Below are 23,310 nucleotides of genomic sequence, written 5' to 3'. Positions count from 1 at the left end.
GATCGGGTTCAGTCGGAATGGAGTGGAATGCATGAGCAGTGCGCGCAGGGTCGTGGTGACGCAGCGGTTCTTCGATGAAAAGACGATTGCGTATCTGCAATCGCAAGGCTGCGAAGTGATCATCGCCGAGCTTCCGGCCGGCAAGGGCGACGGCGATGTGCCGGTCGAGACGCTGCTGCGCTGGCTCGACGGCGCGGCGGGATGGATCGTCGGGCATGCGCGGGTGACGCGCGAACTGCTCACGGCATTGCCGCAGCTGCGCGTCGTCTCGCGCCGCGGTGTCGGCTACGAGCGCGTCGACGTCGCGGCAATACGCGATCTCGGCCGCGTCGCCACCATCGCCGCCGGAGGCAACGATGCGACGGTCGCCGACCAGGCCATCGGCATGATGCTCGCGCTCGGCCGGCGCTTTCGCGAAGGACAGGCCAACGTGGCCCAGGGATCGTTGGCGATTCCGCTCGGCACCGATCTGTATCGCAAGACGGTCGGTGTCGTCGGCGTCGGCCGCATCGGGGCGAGCGTGCTCAAGCGGCTCAGGGCCTTCGATGCCGAAATCCTGATCCATGCGCCGAGACGCGACGAAGCGCTCATGCAGTCCGGTGACCTGCAGTACGTCGACATGCCAACGCTGCTCGCGCTGAGCGACTACGTTACGCTGCATGCACCCCTGACGGCCGAAACCCGCTTCATGATTCGCGACCAGACCATCCGGCTCATGAAGCCGAGCGCGTTTCTGATCAACACCGCGCGCGGCGGGCTCGTGGAAGACCGTCATCTGCTCGAAGCGCTCAAGAGCCAGCGGCTCGCCGGAGCGGGGCTCGATGTCTTCATGAGCGAGTCCGACCCTTCGTATGCCGATGTCACTCGCGAACTCGCGGCCTTGCCGAACGTGATCGCGCAGCCGCATTCGGGCGCCTCGACGCGCGAAGGGCTCGATCGCACCAACTGGGTGGCGGCGCAATGCGTCGTCGCCGTGCTCGATGGAGCGCAGCCGCCGGCGCAGTGCGTGGTCGCGGACGGGCGCCGCTGAAAGTGGATATCGGATGAGCCTCGCACCGGCAGCCGAGCGTTCGCCGCAGGCGCAGTTGCTCAAGCGCATGTTCGATGCGGCCGTGGCGAGTGCTCTAGCCTCGCGTTGCGTGCCCCCGCAGCTTCCGCCGGCTCCGCGTGGAAGGCTGATCGTCATCGGGGCCGGCAAGGCCGCGGCAGCGATGGCGCGCGCGGTCGAAGACCATTGGCCCGGCGAACTCGGCGGGCTCGTCGTGACGCGCTATGGCCACGGCGTTCCATGCCGGTCGATCGAAGTCGTCGAAGCCGCGCATCCGGTTCCGGATGCGGCCGGTGTTCGCGCCTCCGAACGCATGCTGGAACGGGTGCGTGGGCTTGGCGAAGACGATCTGGTGCTGTGCCTGATCTCGGGCGGCGGCTCGTCGCTGCTGTCGCTGCCGGCGCCCGGAATCACGCTCGAGCACAAGCAGTCGATCAATCGCGCATTGCTCGGCAGCGGCGCGACGATCAGCGAGATCAATTGCGTGCGCCGGCATCTGTCCGCGATCAAGGGCGGCCGGCTGGCCGCCGCCTGTTATCCGGCCCGCGTGCTGAGCCTGCTGATCTCGGATGTTCCGGGCGATCGGCCGATCGACATCGCCTCCGGCCCGACCGTGGCCGATCCGACCACGTGCGCCGATGCGCTCGAGATTCTGCGTCGATACGAGATCGAACTGCCGCGCGAGGTCGCCGCCTCGCTCGAAGAAGGACGCGGCGAGTCGATCAAGCCGGGGGACGCGCGCCTGGCGCGCAGCCAGACGCGCCTGATCGCCACTCCGCAGCTGGCGTTGCAAGCCGCCGCCAAAGTCGCGCGCGACGCCGGCATTGCGGCTCATATTCTCGGTGACGACATCGAAGGCGAGTCGCGCGACGTCGGCACGGTGCTCGCGGGCATCGCACGCCAGGTGGCACGTTACGGCCAGCCGTTCGAGCGGCCCTGCGTGCTGCTGTCGGGTGGCGAGACCACGGTGACGGTGCGCGGCAACGGCAACGGCGGGCGCAACGTGGAATGCCTGTTGTCGATGGCGCTCGCACTCGATGGACATCCGGGCGTGCATGCCCTGATGGGCGATACCGATGGAGTCGATGGCGCGCGCGAGATCGCCGGCGCCTATCTGGCTCCCGACACGCTGGCCCGCGCTCGCCGGCTCGGGTTCAACGCCCGGGAGCACCTGGAGCAGAATGACGGGCATGGCTTCTTCGAAGCCTTGGGCGATTCGATCGTCACCGGCCCGACGCTGACCAACGTCAACGACTTCAGGGCCGTGCTGATCGAAGCCTGAGCGGGCCGGCGGCCCGAAACACACAAAGACGAGGAGAATGAGATGAGCACAGCGGATCGCGATGTTCGTTCGATGGTCAGCGCGGAAGAGTGGGAGACGCGCGTCAACCTGGCGGCCGCGTACCGGCTCGTCGCCCTGCATGGATGGGACGATCTCGTCTTCACGCACATCTCGGCGCGGGTTCCGAATTCGGATCACCACTTCCTGATCAATCCCTACGGCTGGATGTTCGAGGAGATCACCGCGTCGTCGCTCGTCAAGGTCGATCTTCACGGCCGCAAGGTGATGGACTCGCCGGACGACATCAACCCGGCCGGCTTCACCATTCACAGCGCGATACACGCCGCCCGCGAGGATGCGCAATGCGTGCTGCACGTGCACAGCATCAACGGCGTCGCCGTGAGTGCGCAGAAAGGCGGGCTGCTGCCGCTGTCGCAGCAGAGCATCTTCGTGCTGTCTTCGTTCGCCACGCACGATTACGAAGGTGTTGCGCTGCGCGACGACGAAAAGCCCCGGCTGGTGCAAGACCTCGGCGAGGCCAACTTCTACATGCTGCGCAATCACGGCCTGCTGACGATCGGCGGCAGCATCGCCGATGCCTTCGTCTCCATGTATTTCTTCGAGGCCGCCTGCATGATCCAGGTGCGCGCGCAGGCCGGAGGCGCCGAGCTCGTGCCGATCCATCCGCAGATCATTTCGACGGCCCAGGCGCAGGCCAGGCAGGTCACCCGCGGTGCGGGCGGCGGGCTGGTCTGGCCGGGGCTGCTGCGGCGCCTGGATCGCAAGGATCCGTCGTATCGCAATTGATGAAGGCCGAGTGGCGGTCTCGATCGCCTTCGCTACAAGACCCGTCGCATGGAACTGATGACGCTGCCACCCGAATGGATCGCTGCGGCCGGAGCGCTGGTGCAGGTGCTGCTGATCGATATCGTGCTCGCCGGAGACAACGCGATCGCGGTGGGGCTCGCCGCCGCCGGACTCGAAGCCCGCTATCGGCGACGGGCGATCCTGATCGGGCTCGTCGCAGCGGTCATTGCCCGCATCGTGTTCGCGCTGATGACCGTGCAGCTGCTCCAGATCAAGGGCCTGCTGCTGGTGGGCGGCCTGCTGTTGCTGTGGGTCTGCTGGAAGATGGGGGGCGATCTGCGGACGGTGAATGCGCCGACGAACGAACTTCAGGCCGCTTCATCGCCTGTGCCCAAGACGCCGCTGCAAGCGGTGCTGCAGATTCTCGTCGCGGACATCTCGATGTCCCTCGACAACGTGCTCGCCGTCGCCGGAGCGGCAAGCCAGCATCCGGCGATGATGGCCTTCGGCTTGTTGCTGTCGATCGTGCTGATGGGCCTGGCCGCGAATGCGATCGCCATATTGCTCAACCGGTACCGCTGGATCGGCTACCTCGGGCTCGCGGCCGTTCTGTTCGTCGCGCTGCGCATGATCATCGCGGGCGCGGGCGAGCTCATCGGGTTTTCGTTTCCCATGCAAGGATGAGCCATGAACGGGATCGCCGCTGCGCAGGCCAGCACGCTCGGCAGCTGGGTCAAGGCGCTGCAGCGCTGTCTCGACGCAGCCGGCTTCGATAGCGAGCCTTTGCTGCGAAGCGCGGACTTGTCGGTGCAGGACCTCGACGAGCCCAACCTGCGCTTGCCCATCGCAAACGTGGATCGATTCTGGAAGCGGGCAGTGGAGACTACCCGCGATCCGTTGCTGGGCTTGCGCGCCGCGAGCCACATCACCCTGACATCGAGCCATGCGCTCGGCTTTGCGGTCGGTGCCAGCCGCACGCTCAGGGAAGCCTTCGAACGCATCGCGCGATACGGCGCGGTGGTCAGTGACGCGGTCGAGTGCGAAATGCTCGCCCAAGGCGGTGAATATCACTTCGTCATTCGCAGGCATGACGGCCTGGATCTCGCCCACGAATCGATCGACATGATGGTGGCGCTCTACGTGCGGTTCTGCCGCTCGCATCTGGGCCGAGAGTTTTCACCGCTGCGCATCGAGTTGCGCAGGCCCGTGCCCGAAGGCCGCGTGGGTTACGAGCGGATACTGCGGACGCCGCTGTCCTACGGGCGAGCACAGGACCGCATCGTGTTCGATCGGCGGAGCCTGGAACAGAGACTCGACGGCGGCAATCCCGAACTCGCGAGGCTCACCGACGCCATCGTCCAGAAAATGCTGTTGAGCGTGGGACGAGGCTGCATTCGGGAGCGCGTGCGCGCGGTGCTGACCCAGCGGCTCGAGCACGGCGAACCGACGCAGAAGGATGTCGCGCGGATGCTCAACATGTGCGTGCGAACCCTGCAGCGTCGTCTGGCCGGCGACGGCACGGGCTACAAGGAACTGCTCGATGCGACGCGGCGGGAACTCGCGCTGCATCACCTGCGCGAATCCGGCGGCAACATCTCCAAGGTCACGTACCGCGTCGGCTTTTCGTCCAGCAGCAGTTTCACGCGGGCGTTCCGCCGCTGGACCGGTAGCTCTCCGACATCGTGGCGAGCACGAGAGCAGCGGGATCAGGCAAGCCGGGGATGAGAGCGTGAAGCGAAAGCGCCATGCGAGGCGCACAAGAACTGACAGCGGGAAATGGTGGCCGAAGACGGAATCGAACCGCCGACACGGGGATTTTCAATCCCCTGCTCTACCAACTGAGCTATTCGGCCCCTAGTGCATGCTGCGCGCTATGAGCGGGACAGGAATCTCGCGTTTGTCAGCCGTTGAGGCTGCGCGAGGCCGCGTATTAAAGCGGCGAAGCTGCTGTGCGTCAAGAAGTTTTTCCGCTTCCGTCGCCGCCCGGGGGCGGAACGTAGGACGTCTGCGCGAGCTCGCCGCCGCCGAAGAAGTACTTCTCCATTTCCTTGGCGAGGAACTTGCGCGCTTCGGCGTCCGCGAGTTGCAGGCGGTACTCGTTGATCAGGCGCGTCTGGTGTTGCAGCCACTGCTGCCAGGCGGCCTTGGAGACGTTGTCGTAAATGCGCTGGCCGAGCGCTCCGGGGTAGGGGAGGCGGTCGAGGCCTTCGGCCTCGGCGCCGATCTTCACGCAGTGAACGGTTCTGGGCATCTAGAGGCTCAGCAGATCGGGTGTCGAAAAATACGCCGCTTCGACGAGCTTGCGCACGGGTGCGGGCAAGCCGGGCAGGGCGTCAGGGTCGCGCATTGTAGTCCAGGCGACCGAAGCGTCCGCGATTCGGGCGCCCTTGGCCAGGCGGACGCGCAGCGGGCGCAGCTCGAGGTCGTAATGCGTGAACGCGTGATGCACCGCGGCGAGCGTCTCGGGCTGGCCGACCTGCAGGCCGTAGCGCTCCTGTAGCGCCGAACGCCAGTCGTCGGCGAGCTCGACTACCGGCGGGCACCAGAGGCTGCCCCAGATGCCGCTGGGCGGGCGGCGCTCGAGCAGCAGGTCGCCGCGTTCGTTCTCGATCAGCAGCAGCCAGGACGCGCGCTGGGGCCGGACCTTGCGCGGCTTGGGGCCGGGCAGTTCGGCGATGCGGTTTTCGCGGCGGGCGACGCAGTCTTCGGAAACCGGGCAGCTGCCGCATAGCGGCTTGCGCGAGGTGCAGATCGCGGCGCCCAGATCCATGATCGCCTGCGTGTAGTCGGCGAGCCGAGCCTGCGGCAGATGCGATTCGGAAACGCGCCAGAGCTTCTGTTGCACGGCCGGCAGACCCGGGTAGCCGGCGATGCCGGCGTGACGCGCGAGCACGCGCTTGACGTTGCCGTCGAGGATCGCGTGACGATCGCCGAAGGCCTGCGACAGGATCGCCGCCGCGGTCGAGCGGCCGATGCCGGGCAGAGCGACCATCGCGTCGATGTCGCGCGGCCATTGCCCGCCGTGCTGCTGCATCACGGTTTGCGCGCAGCGATGCAGGTTGCGCGCGCGTGCGTAGTAGCCCAGGCCCGCCCAGCGCTGCAGCACGTCGTCGACCGGCGCTTCGGCGAGCGAGCGCACGGTCGGAAAGCGTTCGAGGAAGCGATGGAAGTACGGGATCACCGTCGCGACCTGGGTCTGCTGCAGCATGATCTCGGACAGCCAGACGCGATACGGCTCGCGCGGGTGCTGCCAGGGCAGGTCCTTGCGGCCGTGCTGGTCGAACCAGCGCAGCAGGCGGTCGGCGAACGGGATGCTCATGGCGCGGCTTTGGCGAGGCGCTCGATGCCTTGCGTGGTTTCCAGTGCTTCCTGGCGCAGCTTGCGCTCCATCGCCCACGGGCCGATGACGGGTGGAATCCAGAATTTGGGCTCGACGACGGCGACGAAGCTCAGGCAGGTTTCGTTGGCGGTGGCGCAACGATCGACGGTCCAGTCGGCCTGGCCGTAACGCAGATCGCTTTTGTCGGGCAGCACCGTCGCCGACAAGCTGCCGCCGTTGGGCGATGCGCTGCTGCGCATGTCCTGCACCTGATCGAGCGTGCGGCAGAAGAACGAGAAGCAGGCGCGCATGCGCGTGTACACGCGCTGCATGTCGGCCGGCGCATCGGGCTCGAGGCGCACGAGCTTCACGGCCCTGCTGATGTCGGGCAGCGCTTCGTAGCGCGTGAGCACGGCGAAGGCGCGATCGGCGCTCGCATCGAGTCGCGCCTGCAGCGTGACGCGATAGCGATCGTCGGTCTTGGTGATGGTCAGCGATTCGATGCTCACGGCCTGCGCCGTCAGCGGCAGCAGGCCGACGAGTGTGGCCAGGAAATTACGGATTGGACGGCGCACTCTCTTCCTTCTTCTGCTCGGCCGGCTTCTGCTCGGCCGGAGCGCTCGGCTGCTGTTGCGGTTGTTCCTGCGCCGGCGGCTGCGCATCCTTCTTTTTCTTCTTGCCGAACAGGCCTTCGAGCGCGGGCGCGAGTTCGGGGCCGAGCTTCTGGTTGAGCTTGTCGCCGTACTTGTCGTTGAGCTTCTGCTGCAGCTCTTCCTTGCGCACGTCGAGCTGCTGCTTGACCTCGGCTTTGGCGCGTTCCTTGGCCATGTCCTTGAAGTCGATCTTGTACTTGGGCGCGGAAAAAGTGCCCGTGAGCTTGATCGGAACGGTCAGCCCGCCGAGATCCTCGAGCCCGCGTCCGCCCTGGCCCTTGCTGCTTTCGACGATGGTCGGCTTGGCCGTGTAGTTGAAGGTTTCGTTGACGAGGTCGATCTCGCCCGAGCCACCGACGCGCAGCAGCGGGTTGCGCGCATCGAGCGAATCGGACTTGAGCACGCCGTTGACGATCTTGCCGCTGAAGTCGATCACCGCGAAATCGGTTTCGACCGGCTCGGCCGGCGCCACGTACTGCTGGCCCGCGAGCATCGCCTTGCCCTTGCGCAGCATCTCGCCGAGGTTGAAGCCCTTCACCGCGCCATTCTTGAAGTTCAGCGAGACATCGCCGTTGAGCGCCTTGCGCACGTCGCCGACGGTCTTGCCCGCGGTGGTGATGTCGAGGTTCACGGTGCCGACGCCGGTGACCTTGTCGTCGCCCATGAAATCCTTGAGCGCCGGGCCGAGCGAGAGCGATTGCAGGCTGGTCTTGATCGCATAGCTCGGGTGCGGGCCCGGCGCGATGCGCGTGTTCGCAGTGAACGAGCCGCCATAGAGCTTACCGGCCAGGCTCGCCTGCTTCGCTGCGCCTTTTGGGCCGGCGATGTCGAGCCTCACATCGCTCAGGTTGGTGCCCTTGATCTTGAGCTTGCCGATACTCAGCGTGCCGTCGACATCGAGATCGTTGAGCGCGTCGAGCGGAATTTCGGTCTTGTTGAGTTCGGCGGCGTTGTAGGGTTTGGCCGGCTGGTTGGCCGGCGGCGGTTCGACCGGCGGCAGATAGCGATCGGCGTCGATCGAATCGATCTTGAGCGCGAAGCCCAGCGCCATGCTCGCGAAATCACGCAGGTTGAGCGAGCCGCTGACGGTGCTCTGATCGAGCTTGAGCAGCAGATCGTCGAGCTTGAGGCTCTTGGTGCTGCCGTCGATCCGGCTGCTCAGGCTCACCGACGTGAGCGCCTTGGCGTCGGCGGTCTTGAGCGGTTCGGCCGAGAACTTGGCGATCAGCTCGCGCGCATTGAACGGCTTCACCTCCAGCGGGCCAGAGAAGCGCGGCGTGTCGGTGTCGAGCGCAGAGACCGCGAGGCTGGTTGAAGCTTCGAGCCCCGCCGCTTTCAGCAGCACGCTGCTGACCTGTCCGCTGCCCTTGGCCTGATCGAGCTTCACGTCGCCGACGGTCAAATCCACCTTCTGCGTACCGCCCGGAACCGCCTTGCCGCCGACCGTCGCGTTGAGTGTCAGGCCCTTGGCGGTGAACAGCTTGGAGGCGAGCTCCGCATGCGCCGCGGTCTTGAGCAGCGCGGCGATGTCGTATTCGCCGTACTTGCCCTTGGCGTCGACATCGAGCCCGGTGAGGTCGAACACCTGCGTCTGCAGATTGGCCTTGATCGCGCCCTTGAGCTTGGCCTGGCCATTGTTCATCGGGCCCTGCTTGCCCTTGGCGTCGAGGTCGAGGCCGGAGACGTCGATCTGCTGCGAGATCATGTCGCCCTTGATGCTGCCCTTGAGCGTGGCTTCGGCTTCGATGTCGCCGCTCTTGCCCTTCACGTCGAGCGTGAGCTTCGGCAGCTCGAAAGCCTGGGTCTTCAGATTGCCCTTGATGTCGCCTTCGAACTTGGCTTCGCCCTGCTGCGCACCGCTGAGCTTGGCCTCGAGCTTGAGCTTGCTCAGTTCGATGTCCTGCGTATCGAGGTCCGGGTCGACGTGCGTGCTGAGCTTGAGCTCCACGTTGAGTTTCTGCGCTTCGAGCGCGGCCTTGACCGAGGTTTCGATGTCGAAGGCCTTGCCGGGCTTGAGCGCGCCGGTCTTCAGGTTGAAATCGCTGATCTGGTAGGCCTGCTTGGCCTGGTCGTCCTGGTAGCGGATCGCCGCCTTGGTGATCTCGATGCCGCCGATGTCGATGTCCTCGAGCTTGAACTTGGATTCGTCCTCGGGCGTCTCGGGCTCGTCGGGCTTGTCTTCCTTTTTGACGAGGTCTTCCCAGTTGGTCTTGCCCTCGGCGTTGCGGGCGAGGTTGAGCACCAGGCCGTCGAGCTGCAGGCCGTCGACGACGATCTTGCGCTGCCGCAGCAGCGGCATCAGCTCGACGCCGACCTTGGCCTTGCCGACTTCGGCGAACGGCTGCTCGCCGAAGCCCGGCGCGTTGCTCAACGAGACGGCCGACAGATCCACCTTGATCCACGGGAACACCGACAGGCCGATGTCTCCGATCTGCAGCTCGCGCCCGGTCTTGTCCTTGACGATGCCCGCGATCTGGCTGCGGTAGTCGTTCGGATCGAAGGTGGCGATCACTGCGATCACCGCGCCGATCGCGACGAGCAATACCAGCCCGACGAGGATCATGAGGAGTTTGAACGGTCGGGCCATGGACGTCGCCTGGTCGGTGGTCGGAGGGTCAGGTCGCGAGTGTAACCAAGCGCGGCGCAACGCCGGCCATCGATTCAGATGGCATTCACGCGCGGCGCGCCGCCGGCCGTTCAGTCCGGCCAGAGCCAGGCCGCCCCGCGCACGCCGCTGGAATCGCCGTGCAAGGCCGGGGCGAGCCGCGTGCGCACCTCGTCCGAGAACACCCAGCCGCTCCACAGCGTCGGCGCGCGCTCGTAAAGCCGGTCGATGCGCGAGACGCCGCCGCCGAGCACGATCACTTCCGGATCGAACAGGTTGATGACATGGGCGAGCGCCCGGGCCAGGCGATCGTCGTAGCGCTCCAGCGTGGCCTCGGCTGCCGCATCGCCTCGGGCGGCGGCGTCGACGATGGCCTCGGTACCGAGCGCCTGGCCGTGCAGGCGCTCGTGATCGGCCGCCAGGCTGGGTCCCGCGAGCCAGGTTTCGATGCAGCCATGCTGGCCGCACCAGCAGGCCGGGCCGGGCGCCTCGTCCCATTCCACGCGCGGCCAGGGCAGGCGGTTGTGGCCCCATTCGCCGGCGATGCCGTTGGCGCCCGAAACCAGCGCTCCGTTGAACACCAGCCCGCCGCCGACGCCGGTGCCGAGAATCACCGCGAACACGCTGGCCGCGCCGGCCGCCGCTCCGTCGATGGCTTCGGAGAGCGCGAGGCAGTTCGCGTCGTTGGCCATGCGCACTTCACGGCCGAGCAGGTGCTCGAAATCGTTCTTGAGCGGCTTGCCGTTGAGGCAGGTGCTGTTGGAATTGCGTAGCAGGCCCGAGAACGGAGACAGCGAACCCGGATGGCCGATGCCGACGCGTAGCCGTGCATGGCCGACTTCGCGCTCGAGCGTCGTCACCAGATCCGCCACCGCCGCGAGCGTGGCCGAATAATCGCCCTGCGGAGTCGGTACGCGCCGACGCGCGAGGATGCTGTGGGTGGCGTCCATGACGACACCTTCGATCTTGGTGCCGCCGAGGTCGATTCCTATCCTTAACATGATGATTTTAATTAATAAATTAGAAGGTGGAATTGCTCTGGCTACACGCGTAGCTACACATCAGAAAATTCCTGATCCAGCCGACGAGCGGCACCGAGATTCAGTGCCGTTACGCGCATCGTGCGCTGAGAAGGCGCGGGCCGAAAGCAGTTGGCACCGACACCGTGTGACCCGGCCGAGGAAGACGTTTTCAGATAGCTAGCGGGGTCGCAGGTTCGAGACTCAGCTCAGCCACTCCAAACCTGATTCAGTACCCGCGCAGCCAACGCCGCCTTGTCTTGCGGAAGAAAGCGCCCGTAGTGCTTCGCGACTGTTTCCGGGGTGTCTTGGATGGCATAGCTCGCCTGCTCGTACGAACCCGTCTTCTTGAGGATATGGGTTGCAAGCACATCGCGGACATTGTGCGGCCCGTGCGGGAGCAGGCCCTTGATCGCACCGCGCCCGGTGTATGGATTGAATATCCCGTAACGCTGAATCGCGAGCCGCCAGGCTTCGTAGAACGTGTTCTGGTCGTACTCCGCCTCTCGGCTGGAGCGTTTGGTCGTTTTGACAAAAAACGTCCCCGGATCGAGAACATCTCCAAGCAGCTTCCGGCGGTGGTTCGCTGTGTAAGCGTCGATCTGCTTGTAGAGCTCGCCGATGTCGGGAAGTATCAGGCGGTAGGGTTGCTTGCCGAAGTACGACGAATCCGCATTCTTGAACGCAACTGCCGGGACAAGCACTTCCCAGCCTCCGTCTCGTTCAGACCAGCGAATTTCACCTCGCCTCAGTAACTCCAGCTTGCGTTCCGACGAAGCCGCCTGCCCACGCGGACAGAGCAAGAGTTGCCGGAGATTCTTCTGTCGCAAACCTAAATGCATGCCGAACCGAAGCATAAGGAATGCTCGGCAGGATTCGGCCGCGGGAACTGGATAGCGTCTCTCGTCAGGCTGCCGGGCAAGAATCTCATCGGCAATTTGCCGGTACGTGCCGAGTGGGCTGTCCGATTCCAGAACGGCCAGCACTGGCTCGAACGGGTCCCTATGGACGCGCGCGACGCGCTCGATCTCCTTCGACCTGCGCAGCGCATGTGTCTGAGCCCTGTCACATGCAGCATCCCAGTCCTCCCGGGCGACCTCGATGTCCTCGTGCGATACGAGTCCATCAATTGGCCTGAGCCGAGACGCCAGGTGCGGGGATTGTCGGAGCCAGCCGGTTTCGCGACGCGTCAGCGCACCCGCCAGCATCAGCATGTCGATTTCCCAAAGCGTGTAGAAGCCCCGCTTCGCTTCGCGCCAACGCAAGTACCAGTCCCAGACTGACGGCAAGGCCAAGAGCGCCATGGTCAGCTTTTCTCGTTCAACGCCGAGGCCGGCGACTGCGCTGCGAGGCGATGCGACCAAACCTCCCATCATGAGGCCCAGGTGCTCGATCTTCTGCTGGACAGTCTCGCTTCCCCACACGCCCGATCGCTGCATGCCGAGTCTGGTCAGCGTGGCGGTCTTGAACTCCACCAGTTCGGCGATTTCTCGATTCAACTGGGCAGGGGCCTCGGTCACGCGATTCACGACTTCGTCGTCGCATCCATCTTCATCGGCGATGGCGACGGCTCCCACGCCCCCAAGGTCCGGCTTCTTGGGCTTGGACAGGTCGAATTTGATCGCATAGCGATGTCGCATCGCTGCAGCTTGGTACCGTCGATACTCGGTCGATCCCGAAATGATGACGGTTCGTACCCAATCCAGAATCTCTTCACGGCGAGTACGGGGGAGCCGATCGAAATCCTCGGGCAGATGCCATGCGAGTCGGCGCCTTTCGGCCGACGAGATGCCGGCCAGTCGCAGATTTCCGTTCGCTCGCCCTGAATTCGGGACTTTCTTTCGGAAGTAGCCATCGGCAAGCCGATAGCGATCTTCGAGCTGCTTCAGAACACGAAAGCTGAGAGCGTCGCTTGGGCACTTTGCGCCGGTTCGCCACATCCGGATCGTGGACTTGTTGATGCTCAGGCGCTGAGCAGCAAACACACGCTCCAGATGATGGTCGGTATCACCATGACGCTCCATGTGATGCTGCAGGGCATCAGAGAGATTCGGCATATCGACCCAGTCGCTCCACAGAGGCTGGGGATGGTTCTCGATAGCGCGTGGCTTCCGCCCACGCTTGCGTCTCTCTTGACTCTCGGCTCCCGCTTTGATCGTTCCCCCATTTCGAACCCCAGCTCAGATGGGGTCCGGTCGGCACAAAAAGGGGCGCGATTCTAGTGAATGACCTGCCGATTTCAACCCCGGGACGGTGCGACCGCCCGGTGGTTTCAAGACGATGCGCTTAGTGGATCGGGCCCTCAGCCCCATAGGCTTTACTCAAAGGTCGGCCTCTTTGCAGACGACCCACAGCGGTACGCCCAGTCCGGCGCAGACTCGCTGCAATGTGTCGAGCTGAAGATTCTTCTCGCCGCGCTCGATCGCGCTGTAGTAGGTGCGGTGCATTTGAATCTGGTCGGCGAACGCCTCCTGACTGACGGCGAGGGCCGCCCGTCGTTGCCTTAGAACTTCCCCCAACCTTTTCGCCGCTTTGGATTCCATGGACGGAACCTAGGCGCAGAACTCTTTTAGCTCTACAGAGTTATAGGTAGACTACTTTTAAGTATCATCGCCGCGTTGGACGGTTCCCCACGAGCAGACGCATTCAAGGCCGGGGGCTCTATCGAGTGTTGGGGAATGGGAGAGGGAGCTGCTATGCCCAACTTTGAGGCCGGCAAAATGGGGCCTCGCTCTGCCGGTTGTTTAGTCCCCGAGCAGCGATGGCCGAACAATCTCCCGCAGCATCTGGCGAGAGATCGCCTTCGAACGCGTTACACCTGCCGGGACAGCGCCCTTCGAATGTGCCGTGACCCATTCACGAGCCGCCTGTTCTCCACCGACCAAGCGACAGAAGTACGCCCACAAATCCCCATCGATCGAGACCGTGCTGCGCCCTTCCGGCGTCCAGACGCGGATGCGAGCAGTTCCGTAGTCGTCCGGAGAGATGGGCACTTGTTTTCTGGGCACATGGCTACTATGGTAGCCATTAATGGTATATAGATACCAAATAAGTTAGCAGTTCTTCCCGGATACGGCAGGGGGCGCGGATGTCGATACTCGATTTGCGGACGGCGTGGTTGAGGGCGGTATGCGCCCTCGTCCTGTGCGGCTCTTGCACTGTGGGGTGGGCGGGCTTCACCCAGCTCGATGGCAACGCCGTCCATGCCATGACCACCGAGCAACGGATCGCCTACATGGCGGACGCCTATGTGGCGGCCAGCAAGATTCCCGGACCCAGGGTGCAGGGCAACTCCGTATTCAAAGAGGTGATCCGTCCGCTCTATGGGGTGATTGCCCGAACTGATGGTGTGGCGATGGCGGCGCAGTTGTACGGAATGACGTTCGGAGATCAGGTCCGGCAGCCGGGGACGGACTGGTACGGCAAAGCCAAGGCCAGTGGGATGTCGGATGCGGGTTTCATGAAGTTGTTCTCCGCTCATCGCTTCCCCGCTCTTCAGCTTTCGGGCATCGAGCTGGCGAGTCTTGAGAATGACGTGACCCAAGAACTCGTGCGGGCCGCCGAGAAGGGTGATACACGCGCCTGCGCTTGGATGGCGACCAGCAGGAACCGCGCTGGCTGGACCTCGGAAGCGACCAGCGCGTGTGTATCCGTCGCGAGTGCTTACGGCACTCCCATTTCGGCCGCCGATGCGGAGGTCCAGTATCAGCAGGAAGCGGCGCGTCGGGCTCAAGCCGGGAAAGCTCAGGATGTGCAGCGCGCCCAGGAAGTCACCCGGTACTGCGCAAGCGTGGGCGTTACGAATCCGGTCATCGACCCCACCAAAGTGCAGACACTGGTTCGGCGCTGGGATAAGGACTACGTGGTGGCATTGCCGCAGACCACCGTGCAGCAAACGATCGACAACCACATCAACAGTCTGGCGGACCTGTACTCCAGGCGCACAGAGGTGGACTCGATCATGAAGGGCGTGGCAGTGACACCATTCCTGACGCCGCTGACGTACATGGCGCTGGTCAAGCCTCAGTGTGGAATGTAGAGGCGACGGTGACCAGGAACCGCAAAGCTAAGACCGGTGATGCTCGCCTTGGGCAACTGTCGCATTCGCTTGCGCAGAGCAGCGCGACCGCGGCGGAAGCGATGGACGCGACCAGTGCTGACGGGCTGTCTTCTCCGGACGTCACCGTCGTTGTCGCGACGCCATACGGCGAGGTCGTCTCAAAGCCGTTACCGGTGTCGTTCGCAGCCGAACTCAAGGAGGCACTGGAGGCAGGCATCTCTCGCGTCCAGCAGCTTCGGGTCGAAACGCGGACGGGCACGACATTGATTCCGGGCGAAGTTCTGCGCCAGTCGGTGATTCGATTTCTGGACGGCAGATCGGATGCCAGCGCTGGGGTTTACCTGCTGAAAGAGGGGTCCAAGCCGGAGTCCACCATCGACGCTCGGCCTAAGCGCCGGACGCCATCGAAACCTTGAGCGCTGCGGATTCCGCTATGGCGCTGACTCACTAAGGAGATACCCGTGCTCGCCAATCGAATCGACGATGCTCAGCTTTTGGATGACAACAAGCCGCTTGAAGGTTGGCGGCTGGTGGGAATGCTGCTGGATAAAGCGCGGCAGGAAAACATCGGTGTGAACGCGGTAGCCGGCAGAATCGGAATCAGCGAGTCGTACTGGCACTCGCTTCGCTACGGCCAGCGCAAGATTTCGTCGTTGGGCAGAGAAACTGTTGAGCGTTGAGCCGAATTTCTTGGCTGCCCGGTCGCGGCAGTGCTGATGGCGGCGGAAGTGATGCGGCCGACCGATTTCGTCGGTGGCCCCGAGGAGCGTGCGCGACAAGAATTGCAGCGCGCCTTGGAGTTCTTCGCCGGTGATCCGGACTGGGCCGGCTTCGTGCCGCCGGATTGGCGGTCTTGGTCGTCGAATCTGCAACTGATGGTGGTGTTGCTCTATCAGAAGGCCGGCGGACTCCAGTTGCTACCCTCGCTCTTCGATGCTCGCGCTGCTGTTGATGCGTTCGAAGCTTCGGCGACTTGAGGGCGATCCCATGCAACTGACTGCGTTCCGCGAGATTCGAGAAGTTCAAGCGTCCTGTGACGTTAATGCTTACCTTGACGCCAAGTGGCTGCTGATTGAGTGCCAGAAGAGGCAGGCGACGGATGCGCTGGGAGCGGACGGCTACTTCGTCTTTCTAGTCGGCAGCACCGATCACTCGTGGGACCCGTTCGCCGACGAATCGGCAGAATTCCGATACCAACGGGCATTGAAGATTGTGCGCGACTACGAGGCAAGTCGTCCAAAGCTCCCTCTACGGATTGCCTAAGTTGACTCCGCTCAGATGTCGGCCGCGGCGCCAGCAAGGTCGCTGCGGCTGGCCTTCATCAAGTGTTCCTGCCCGTTCAAAAAGCCCTCCATTTGCCTCAAGGTCAACACGAAACGGCGGCGGTAACGCAACCCCTGAGGCACCTCGTCGGTCGGGGCAAGGAATGCCCCACGCCCGTGTCCGAAAGTCGACTCAACAAACTGGCGCAGAACGCTTTCGGGTGGCCGGGAGTAGGCGGTTCGAAACAGAGACAGATCGCCAATGAGGTTATCGATCTCGATCCAGCAATGTCCTTTCCAGCTGCCTCTGATGATGGCCCCTGTGTTACCCATCGGGGGCAGTGCCGAAGTACCGCGAAAGACCCACTGTCCAGCGACCTTGAGATCTCCAGCGACCACTACTGCAGGTATGTTGAATCGGTCTCTCAAGTAGAGCGCCCATGTAGCGCTCAATAGTGCACAGGCTCCCGGCATGGGCTCGATGTTTCCCATTAGTTCGCGTGCTGATGCCGCAAGCGGCCGAGTATCCGTCAGCCGGAAAGCATCAAACTGATTTGCTGCAGTAGCCCCCAAGGCTCGAACGATGAGTCCGTTCAATTCCTGATCCTTCATTAGTGGTTCATTCCTTACTGAACGGGTTGCTCGGGGAAGCCAAATCCATGTGTGGCGTCTTGACTGCCGTCAGTGGAGCTAGGGAGCGAGCAGCTCAGCGAGCTTCGCCGCAACGTCTGGCATCGATGCTTCTGCAGTGTTCAAACCACTGCGCGAGCCAAGCAGTGGGCTGACCTCGCGGAGGTCTTCATACGTCGTGCCGTGCACGATAGGAACGAGCAAGTCACGCGCCAAGAGCGCTGAGAGCTCTTTGTCGGCGATACCTTCCCCCCGAAGGCGACGTAGTAGCGCAGGGGTAACCAACACAATCCCGACACGAGACTTTGCCAATCCTCTGTCGATTTCACGGAGCAGCGACGAGCCGAGGATGATGTCCTTTTCGCTGAACCAGACCGAGACGCCGCGTGATTCGAGCAGATCGTGCAGTTCCTTGGCCGGACCGCCCCGGTCGTCCCAGGCATGGCAGAGAAATACGTCCCTAAGGTCCGGTAGGGACGCTCGCTTTTCGACGTTGTCGCGGATTGGCGTGAGTGCCCTCACCTCGGCAAGCGTGTACACCACGGACGAGCCGACTCGCGACCATCTCGGCCTTCCGCTGCTGCCGGACCCGCCGCTGCTGCTGCGGACGCCCCCGCTGCTTCCTGGCGAGGAATAAGACGGAGAGAAGTACGACCCGTAGCCGCTGTAGTTGCTATAGCTGTTGTACCCGCTGGAACGACTATAGCGGCCACGACATGCAGGGCAGGCCGCCGCAGCGCTAGCCGAACGATGACCTTCTATCGGTGCTGTGCATCTGGCCATGTCGTAATCCTTCCAATCTGTTGTAGTACTTCAGGTAGGCTGAAACGCTCACAAATGCGAATAACCCCCCGGCAAAGCCGGGGGGCCTTCGTACTAGCCCTTGGGCGGGAATGGATCGTTGCCGTAACTCCAAGCTTCACGGAACTTACCGTCCTCGCCTTGGATGCGGAGTTCACTGCCCTCATTGCGAGCAATCTCCCTCCCGCGTTCGATTGCTTCGCGCTGCGTCCTGAAGGTCTCCGTGAGTCTGGAGTTACCCTCGCCACGAACACCCCACCGGTCGCTATCTACGGGAACGATGTACTGATTCTTTCCAGACATTAGTTGTTACCTCTTGAATTGATTGGTTCGTCATCTCCGCACGATATGTTCGGAATAGCGAACTTCCAGCAATTCTAGTGGCATGTTCGGAAAAGTCAAATACAATGTTCGGGATTTCGAACGCCTTACATGTAGAGACCTCATGCCTTCGCGACTCGGCACGAAAATCAGAGACTTACGAAAAAAGCAGGGGCTGACGCTCGACAAGCTTGCAGAGAAAGCGGGGCTCAGTAAGAGCTACCTCTGGGAGCTTGAGAACAGAGAATCGCAGAAGCCGTCGGCAGAAAAACTGCAGGCCTTAGCCGATGCCCTGTCAGTCGATATGTCGTACTTCCTCGAGGAAGATAAACGCGACCCGGAAGAGCGTCACCTTGATGAGGCCTTTTTCCGCGGGTATCGCCAGCTGGACGCTACGGGCAAGGAGCAGCTTAGGCGAATTCTTGAAACCTTTAAGAAGTCCTAGTCAGCATGGTCTGGACGCCTCCGAAAGCGGCGAATCGCTTGGTGAGGATCGCTGCGGCGTTTAGTGCGGCTCATAATCGACCTCGCTTTCCTATCGACGTCAAAGCACTTGCGCTGGATGCAGGAAGCATTTTTCAGTGGAGCGATCCGATCTCCGAAGTCAAAGCTGCGTCGATTCCTTCGTTCGAGGGCGCATTATTCCCAGATGAGGGGCGGCGCAAATGGATGCTTTTGTACAACGACGCGATCAGATCGACCGGGAGAGTAAGGTTTACTCAAGCGCACGAGCTGGGACACTACATCCTGCATCGGGAGCATAGACAGAGCTTTGAGTGTAGCTCCGACGACATGCTGGACTGGAGCGAGGAAGAGAAGAACCTAGAGGGACAGGCCGACCTTTTCGCTTCCTATCTTCTAATGCCGTTCGATGATTTCCGAGATAACACGAATTGCGTGTGCGATTTAAATGTTCTTGGAGCCTGCGCTAATCGCTACGGTGTCTCCCTTCAAGCAGCAATTCTCCGATGGCTGAGTTGCACAGAGGAGAAGGCCGTGATTTTGATGTCGAGAGACGGCTTCGTTAACTGGGCATGGTCAAGCAAGCGAGCATTTGAGTGCGGCGCGTTTTTTAAGACGAAGCAGTCACCGATCGAACTTCCCAAAGACTCACTTGCCGCAAACATGGCGGTTAGCGCCGACCGCGTGGTTAGGGAGCTTGCTGCAGGCATCTGGTTCCCCTATGCCGAAAAGGGATTGACGATAACTGAGATGAAGGTTTATTCGGAACTCTACGAGTCGACTTTGACGTTGCTCCGACTTCCTAGGTATGCAGAAGTCTGGAAGCCACGGGAATTCGTTTTCAGGTCGGAATAATCGCGCGCGTGGAGGGCTCAGAATGCTTGGTCTGGACTTTTACGTGCCAGAAGCGGGCGGGGCCAGCACTGTCTTCAGTATTCGTGTGGCGATGTCGCGAGCGGTTAGGTGATGCACATCAACGACCGTGTCAGCGATATCGATCAGGCCGCGAGCAGCAGTCTCATTGGGATGCTGAATTGCCGCCTCGTATCGCGTATTACCTGCGTACTCCCCGCCGGACGTTAGGCGTGCCTCGTAGCGCTCGCGCAGAAGCATTTCGGGGGCGGTGAGATGTGCGTGGCTAACGTGATCGTCAGCGAATGTGGACCGGAAGTGCTCAACCTGACGAGGTTTGCGAACTGCATCAACTAGCCACCTGCGCTGACCGCACTCTGCTTCGAACGCAGGTACTGCGATCTGGTCGATGAGCCACTTGTAGTCTGTGCTGCTGTCGAGTTCGTCCCCAATCCGCTGCAAGCCGGCACGATCGTTCTGAAGCCCATTGCTCTCAGCATACTGGGCCAAAAAAGCGCCCGAGCGGAGCCGCTTGAAGCCGCCCATATCAATTATCGCGTCCGCCACGCTAGTTTTGCCGACGGCTAGCGGGCCACTTAACAGTAGGATAATTCGTGAGTTGCCGCTCATAGACTACCGGGGCAACTGCCCAATAACAGTGGAGCCACGCATCCGCCGTACCTCGATCACATGACGCTGGATGTCTGCCACAGAACCTAGGACAGTCAGCTCTACAACGGGCTTTCGTGGCCTGCCAGTCGATGTTGTCGGATAAGCGGCAATCGTCGTAAAGGCGCTGAGATCGCGAAAATGCGGTATTGGAAATGTGTTCCCTGAGTTCATGTGGCAGAGCCGGACGTTCTCAGCGTGCCCTGCTAGCAGCGATGCGGTGTCCAGTGTAAGCACATCATGCTCCAACGCGCGGTACTCCCTTGCACCTAAAAGCTTCAGTAGTCGTGCCTCACTTACCCAGAAGAAGACACGGTCATTGATTAGCTCATACCAGCGAGCGGCCGGCGTTCCGTCTGTTAGAGCGCGCCTAATTCGGTCGGGGGCCATTGGCTTCTGATCGCGCAGCACGATAGCGCCAATTCCCGGCACCTCCACAGTGAGCTTTTCGGCACGGTGCCCCGACCTAAGATTCCTGAGATCGGGCCCAGTTAGTCCGGAGAGCCTTGCCACCTCATTACTGCTGAGTAGTCCGTGCTGACGAATACTGGGCCAACTGTCTCGCTCAGCCATGTGATAGATGCGTGGATGCAACGCGATCAATTTATCGATATTCATACGTCACCACATGCGCCTATCAATCACATTTCGATCGCTGAAATCGGTAGATATTAGGGAGACTGATACTCCGCTGACCTTCTCAAGCTCTTCAATGAACTTGAGCGTATCTTCAGTAAGTTGCTCGTATCGGTATGCTTGCCGATTTTTGACGCCGAGATAGTCAGCAAATGTGAGAGCAATATCAGTGGGGCCATTCAAAAGTAGGGACCGTCGCAACTGTGCCCAGTCGAATTCTGCAATCCTTCTTGGCCGATTGGTGGTTGATGTGCGCTCGGTCTTTTCTAGCTCCACTAGTGGAATGTTCGAGCGCTCGGATAAGACCTTGAGATCGATAGGCCTGCTCATGTAGCCCGATGTATTACCTGTATCCGTGTCTCCTACTCGGATAGGGTACGTGCGACACACGAGGATCACCCGACGAACGTGTCGGGCGGCGAGCCCTGCTTCGGCCAAACAGCCCGTCGCGGTCGTCACACGCGATGTGACATGAGGCCAAGGGCCATGATGAATGCTAAGACTTGTACCTTGTGTTCCTTCTAGCATGATGCGCTTGCCGGTCGACAAGCACTGCCCAAAAAATTCTATCGTGTCGTCAACGTAGTGCTTTAGCTCTGGAATATTCTCAGCGAGTTTTACATCACTGTTCGGCCACCTATGAAGTAGCTTTCGCCCCGTGGCCGCTCCAACTCCCTCGACGTCCCCCCGTAGTTGAGTAGCGGCCCGGTTTGGAATCCAATCCCTGACATCAAGGAGATTGGACGTGAAGAAGCGGTTCAGCGAAGAGCAGATCATCGGATTTCTGAAGGAAGCGGATGCCGGCGTGCCGATCAAGGAGCTGTGCCGGCGGCACGGGTTCTCGGACGCCAGCTACTACCTGTGGCGGAGCAAGTTCGGCGGCATGGACGTGTCGGATGCCAAACGGCTGAAGGCGCTGGAAGTCGAGAACGCGCGACTGAAGAAGATGCTGGCGGAGAGCCTTCTGGAAACGGAGGTGATCCGTGAGGTTCTGCGAAAAAAGTGATGACCGCACCGGCTCGACGCGAGGCGGTGTGGGAGATGAAATCGCTGGGACTGACAGAGCGACGTGCGCTGACGGCGATCGGCATGAGTGCCAGTTCGCTGCGCTACGTGCCAGCGCCGGACCGCAACGTCGATCTTCGGCGGAAGATCGTGGCGCTGGCGCAGAAATATCGGCGTTACGGCGCGGAGATGATCTACCTGAAGCTGCGGCAGGATGGCCTGCAGGTGAACCACAAGCGCGTGGATCGGCTGTACGCACTGGAGAAACTGCATGTGCGCCGGCGTCGCCGAAAGAAGGTACCGCCAGCGAACCGTCAGCCGCTGATCCGTCCCAGCGCGGCGAACGAGATCTGGTCGATCGATTTCATCTTCGACCGGATCGCATCGGGTCGCGCGCTCAAGTGTCTGGTCATCGTCGACGACGCGACGCACGAAGCGGTTGCCGTGATGGCTCAGCACAGCATCGGCGGCCACCAGCTCACGCGGATGCTCGACGAAGTTTGCGCGCGTCGCGGCAAGCCGTCGGTGATCCGCTCGGACAACGGCCGCGAACTGATCGGCAAGGCCATGCTGACCTGGGCACATCGAAACGGCGTCACGCTGCGACAGATCGAACCGGGCAAGCCCAATCAGAACGCCTACGTCGAATCTTTCAACGGACGCCTGCGCGATGAATGCCTCAACGAGCACTGGTTCGTCAGCCTCGCGCACGCGCAGGCGGTGATCAACGCCTGGGTCCGTGAGTACAACGAGGAGCGACCGAAGAAAGCGCTCGGCGGACTGACGCCCGCCAGCTATGCAAAGCAGTTGGCCGCAAAGGCCGTTACATTAACCTCGGATTCCAAAACCGCCTGCTACTGAACGCGGGGGGACGTCGTGGGAACCACAGCGCTTCGCGTCGACCGACTCAGGGGCGCAACCGGGGCGCAGAAGAACGGACTTCATTGATTGACAGATTTCTTGGCTAATGGGGTCCTCGGCAGGTGTCAACTGGAGTATTGCAAAGCCGGCGACTGATCGTCAGCTTTGGGCTGATAGCGGACGACTCCCAACCTTGCGGCCAAGCTGCCGTCAATATGAGATTGAACAGAGTTCAGCGTGCATTTGTGGCAACGACTTCATTTTAAGTCGACCTCAGACCTTGCATTGTGAACACGGCGCTGAATTCCCGGGGGTTTCTGGGGTCAGCGAATTCGGCGCTTTGGGGGACTACAGCTGCCTTTTGCCACCTTCTGCCGCTTTGGAATACGGACGCGGACCGCGCTCGCATTCTTAATTTATTTCGTGGGTTTAAATACTTGGGCTTCTCGGCGGTTTAATGATGTAGCTCAGACAGTTAGAGCGCGGCACTCATAATGCTGAGAATGCCCAGGACGCTCGCATCTAGGCCTAAAACGAAATTCGTCCCTGAACTCTGTTCAACCGCGTATTTGCTCTCAATGGGCTTCGCCAGCAGGCTGGTCCTAGCTCTGATATCACATAAAAATCTTTTATAAACATGTGGTTACAGAAAGTTCAGCGAAACATATCCATAGTTTGATTCAGAGCATTCGGTCCGAAAAGCGAAATGGCGAACTGAACTCGCTTCAGAATTTTGGGGGTTGCATCGGTTTAATACCGACGCGGTAAAGGGGGTTCCAGGGCTGAACACTGTGCCTGTGCCTATCCACTTCTTGGAGAGTCACAGTGACTACCCCCGGCCCCGACCATGTTCTGCGTCCCAATGACGTCTGTCTCATCCTCAGCATCGCCCATTCGACCCTTTACCAATGGATCAAAGCGGGTCGCTTCCCACCTCAGCGTGAACTCGGTCCCCGCTCTGTTGGCTGGCCCGCGTCCGAGGTGTACGCATGGCTGGCTTCGCGTCCGAAAGCCTGAC

27 protein-coding genes and 1 tRNA gene are annotated in these 23,310 nt (G+C 61.8%); 14 read left to right on the top strand and 14 right to left on the bottom strand.

What is annotated here, in order from left to right; translation table 11 throughout:
- The first annotated feature begins 31 nt into the window (after positions 1-31).
- The 5 genes from WQQ_RS03255 to WQQ_RS03235 are packed head-to-tail and all read left to right on the top strand — an operon-like array spanning position 32 to position 4,862.
- Positions 32-1,030, top strand: a complete 999-nt coding sequence (locus WQQ_RS03255; protein ID WP_007183623.1) for a phosphoglycerate dehydrogenase — start codon at positions 32-34, stop codon at positions 1,028-1,030.
- Positions 1,031-1,043: 13 nt separating this feature from the next.
- Entirely contained in the window at positions 1,044-2,330 is a 1,287-nt protein-coding gene (locus WQQ_RS03250) for a glycerate kinase type-2 family protein (RefSeq protein ID WP_007183622.1), read from the top strand.
- 42 nt (positions 2,331-2,372) lie between these two features.
- A complete protein-coding gene (locus WQQ_RS03245) occupies positions 2,373-3,137 on the top strand; it encodes a class II aldolase/adducin family protein (RefSeq protein WP_007183621.1) in 765 nt (254 codons plus the stop codon).
- Positions 3,138-3,185: 48 nt separating this feature from the next.
- Positions 3,186-3,821, top strand: coding sequence for a YjbE family putative metal transport protein (locus WQQ_RS03240; protein ID WP_007183620.1), 636 nt, complete (start codon positions 3,186-3,188; stop codon positions 3,819-3,821).
- 3 nt (positions 3,822-3,824) lie between these two features.
- Positions 3,825-4,862, top strand: coding sequence for an AraC family transcriptional regulator (locus WQQ_RS03235; protein WP_007183619.1), 1,038 nt, complete (start codon positions 3,825-3,827; stop codon positions 4,860-4,862).
- A 52-nt stretch (positions 4,863-4,914) separates the two neighbouring features.
- Here WQQ_RS03235 and WQQ_RS03230 read toward each other — a convergent pair.
- The 8 genes from WQQ_RS03230 to WQQ_RS03195 all read right to left on the bottom strand — a co-directional run bounded on the left by WQQ_RS03230 (position 4,915) and on the right by WQQ_RS03195 (position 13,276).
- Positions 4,915-4,990, bottom strand: a tRNA-Phe gene (locus tag WQQ_RS03230).
- A 101-nt stretch (positions 4,991-5,091) separates the two neighbouring features.
- Positions 5,092-5,388, bottom strand: coding sequence for an oxidative damage protection protein (locus WQQ_RS03225; RefSeq protein ID WP_007183618.1), 297 nt, complete (start codon positions 5,386-5,388; stop codon positions 5,092-5,094).
- Positions 5,389-6,456 carry an A/G-specific adenine glycosylase gene (gene mutY / locus WQQ_RS03220; RefSeq protein WP_007183617.1) on the bottom strand — a complete coding sequence of 356 codons (1,068 nt, stop codon included), beginning with the start codon at positions 6,454-6,456 and terminating at the stop codon, positions 5,389-5,391.
- A complete protein-coding gene (locus WQQ_RS03215; RefSeq protein ID WP_007183616.1) occupies positions 6,453-7,031 on the bottom strand; it encodes an SRPBCC family protein in 579 nt (192 codons plus the stop codon). The genes mutY and WQQ_RS03215 overlap by 4 nt, the downstream gene beginning before the upstream one ends.
- Complete coding sequence (locus WQQ_RS03210) at positions 7,012-9,696, bottom strand: AsmA family protein (protein WP_083844393.1); 2,685 nt, start codon at positions 9,694-9,696, stop codon at positions 7,012-7,014. The genes WQQ_RS03215 and WQQ_RS03210 overlap by 20 nt, the downstream gene beginning before the upstream one ends.
- A gap of 110 nt (positions 9,697-9,806) precedes the next feature.
- Positions 9,807-10,715, bottom strand: coding sequence for an ROK family protein (locus WQQ_RS03205; protein WP_007183614.1), 909 nt, complete (start codon positions 10,713-10,715; stop codon positions 9,807-9,809).
- 227 nt (positions 10,716-10,942) lie between these two features.
- Positions 10,943-12,790 (bottom strand): hypothetical protein, encoded by a 1,848-nt coding sequence (locus tag WQQ_RS03200; RefSeq protein ID WP_007183613.1) that lies wholly within the window; start codon positions 12,788-12,790, stop codon positions 10,943-10,945.
- Between the two features lie 264 nt (positions 12,791-13,054).
- Positions 13,055-13,276: a helix-turn-helix domain-containing protein gene (locus WQQ_RS03195; protein WP_040452921.1), complete on the bottom strand. Its 222-nt coding sequence runs from the start codon at positions 13,274-13,276 to the stop codon at positions 13,055-13,057.
- A gap of 665 nt (positions 13,277-13,941) precedes the next feature.
- On the opposite strand from WQQ_RS03195, the gene WQQ_RS03190 reads away from it, so the two are divergent.
- Genes WQQ_RS03190 through WQQ_RS03170 form a run of 5 tightly spaced genes read left to right on the top strand, consistent with a single transcriptional unit; the run spans position 13,942 to position 16,056 of the window.
- Positions 13,942-14,772 (top strand): hypothetical protein, encoded by an 831-nt coding sequence (locus WQQ_RS03190; protein ID WP_157534488.1) that lies wholly within the window; start codon positions 13,942-13,944, stop codon positions 14,770-14,772.
- A gap of 8 nt (positions 14,773-14,780) precedes the next feature.
- A complete protein-coding gene (locus WQQ_RS03185; RefSeq protein ID WP_157534487.1) occupies positions 14,781-15,209 on the top strand; it encodes a hypothetical protein in 429 nt (142 codons plus the stop codon).
- A 45-nt stretch (positions 15,210-15,254) separates the two neighbouring features.
- Complete coding sequence (locus tag WQQ_RS03180; RefSeq protein WP_007183610.1) at positions 15,255-15,473, top strand: hypothetical protein; 219 nt, start codon at positions 15,255-15,257, stop codon at positions 15,471-15,473.
- A gap of 36 nt (positions 15,474-15,509) precedes the next feature.
- Positions 15,510-15,770, top strand: a complete 261-nt coding sequence (locus WQQ_RS03175; protein ID WP_007183609.1) for a hypothetical protein — start codon at positions 15,510-15,512, stop codon at positions 15,768-15,770.
- Positions 15,727-16,056 (top strand): hypothetical protein, encoded by a 330-nt coding sequence (locus tag WQQ_RS03170; RefSeq protein ID WP_192812943.1) that lies wholly within the window; start codon positions 15,727-15,729, stop codon positions 16,054-16,056. Before WQQ_RS03175 ends, WQQ_RS03170 begins: the two co-directional genes overlap by 44 nt.
- 11 nt (positions 16,057-16,067) lie before the next feature.
- Here WQQ_RS03170 and WQQ_RS24170 read toward each other — a convergent pair whose 3' ends face one another.
- The 3 genes from WQQ_RS24170 to WQQ_RS03155 all read right to left on the bottom strand — a co-directional run bounded on the left by WQQ_RS24170 (position 16,068) and on the right by WQQ_RS03155 (position 17,789).
- Positions 16,068-16,667, bottom strand: coding sequence for a hypothetical protein (locus WQQ_RS24170; RefSeq protein WP_157534486.1), 600 nt, complete (start codon positions 16,665-16,667; stop codon positions 16,068-16,070).
- A 78-nt stretch (positions 16,668-16,745) separates the two neighbouring features.
- Positions 16,746-17,468, bottom strand: a complete 723-nt coding sequence (locus WQQ_RS03160; protein WP_040452911.1) for a toll/interleukin-1 receptor domain-containing protein — start codon at positions 17,466-17,468, stop codon at positions 16,746-16,748.
- Between the two features lie 93 nt (positions 17,469-17,561).
- On the bottom strand, positions 17,562-17,789 hold the full coding sequence (locus WQQ_RS03155; RefSeq protein ID WP_040452909.1) for a DUF2188 domain-containing protein: 228 nt from the start codon (positions 17,787-17,789) through the stop codon (positions 17,562-17,564).
- Positions 17,790-17,931: 142 nt separating this feature from the next.
- On the opposite strand from WQQ_RS03155, the gene WQQ_RS03150 reads away from it, so the two are divergent.
- On the top strand, positions 17,932-18,252 hold the full coding sequence (locus WQQ_RS03150) for a helix-turn-helix domain-containing protein (RefSeq protein WP_040452907.1): 321 nt from the start codon (positions 17,932-17,934) through the stop codon (positions 18,250-18,252).
- A gap of 5 nt (positions 18,253-18,257) precedes the next feature.
- A complete protein-coding gene (locus tag WQQ_RS03145) occupies positions 18,258-19,124 on the top strand; it encodes an ImmA/IrrE family metallo-endopeptidase (protein WP_040452905.1) in 867 nt (288 codons plus the stop codon).
- Positions 19,125-19,163: 39 nt separating this feature from the next.
- On the opposite strand, the gene WQQ_RS03140 is transcribed toward WQQ_RS03145, so the two are convergent.
- The 3 genes from WQQ_RS03140 to WQQ_RS23530 all read right to left on the bottom strand — a co-directional run bounded on the left by WQQ_RS03140 (position 19,164) and on the right by WQQ_RS23530 (position 21,203).
- Positions 19,164-19,667, bottom strand: coding sequence for a hypothetical protein (locus tag WQQ_RS03140; protein WP_157534485.1), 504 nt, complete (start codon positions 19,665-19,667; stop codon positions 19,164-19,166).
- A gap of 87 nt (positions 19,668-19,754) precedes the next feature.
- Positions 19,755-20,408, bottom strand: coding sequence for a DUF7002 family protein (locus WQQ_RS25380; protein WP_083844392.1), 654 nt, complete (start codon positions 20,406-20,408; stop codon positions 19,755-19,757).
- A 3-nt stretch (positions 20,409-20,411) separates the two neighbouring features.
- Complete coding sequence (locus WQQ_RS23530) at positions 20,412-21,203, bottom strand: adenylosuccinate synthetase (RefSeq protein WP_083844506.1); 792 nt, start codon at positions 21,201-21,203, stop codon at positions 20,412-20,414.
- Here WQQ_RS23530 and WQQ_RS03130 point away from each other — a divergent pair.
- A protein-coding gene (locus WQQ_RS03130) for an IS3 family transposase (RefSeq protein WP_157534484.1) occupies positions 21,172-22,292 on the top strand; the annotation gives its coding sequence in 2 pieces (ribosomal slippage) (positions 21,172-21,430 and positions 21,430-22,292; 1,122 coding nt in all). The two genes, WQQ_RS23530 and WQQ_RS03130, sit on opposite strands and share 32 nt — an antisense overlap.
- 825 nt (positions 22,293-23,117) lie before the next feature.
- On the top strand, positions 23,118-23,309 hold the full coding sequence (locus WQQ_RS25180; protein ID WP_202800597.1) for a helix-turn-helix transcriptional regulator: 192 nt from the start codon (positions 23,118-23,120) through the stop codon (positions 23,307-23,309).
- The last annotated feature ends 1 nt before the right edge of the window (position 23,310 follow it).

The organism is Hydrocarboniphaga effusa AP103 (assembly GCF_000271305.1).
Classification (GTDB): Bacteria; Pseudomonadota; Gammaproteobacteria; order Nevskiales; family Nevskiaceae; genus Hydrocarboniphaga; species Hydrocarboniphaga effusa.
The sequence above is the reverse complement of the archived record's forward strand: the minus strand, read 5'-3'. Positions and strand labels throughout refer to the sequence as shown.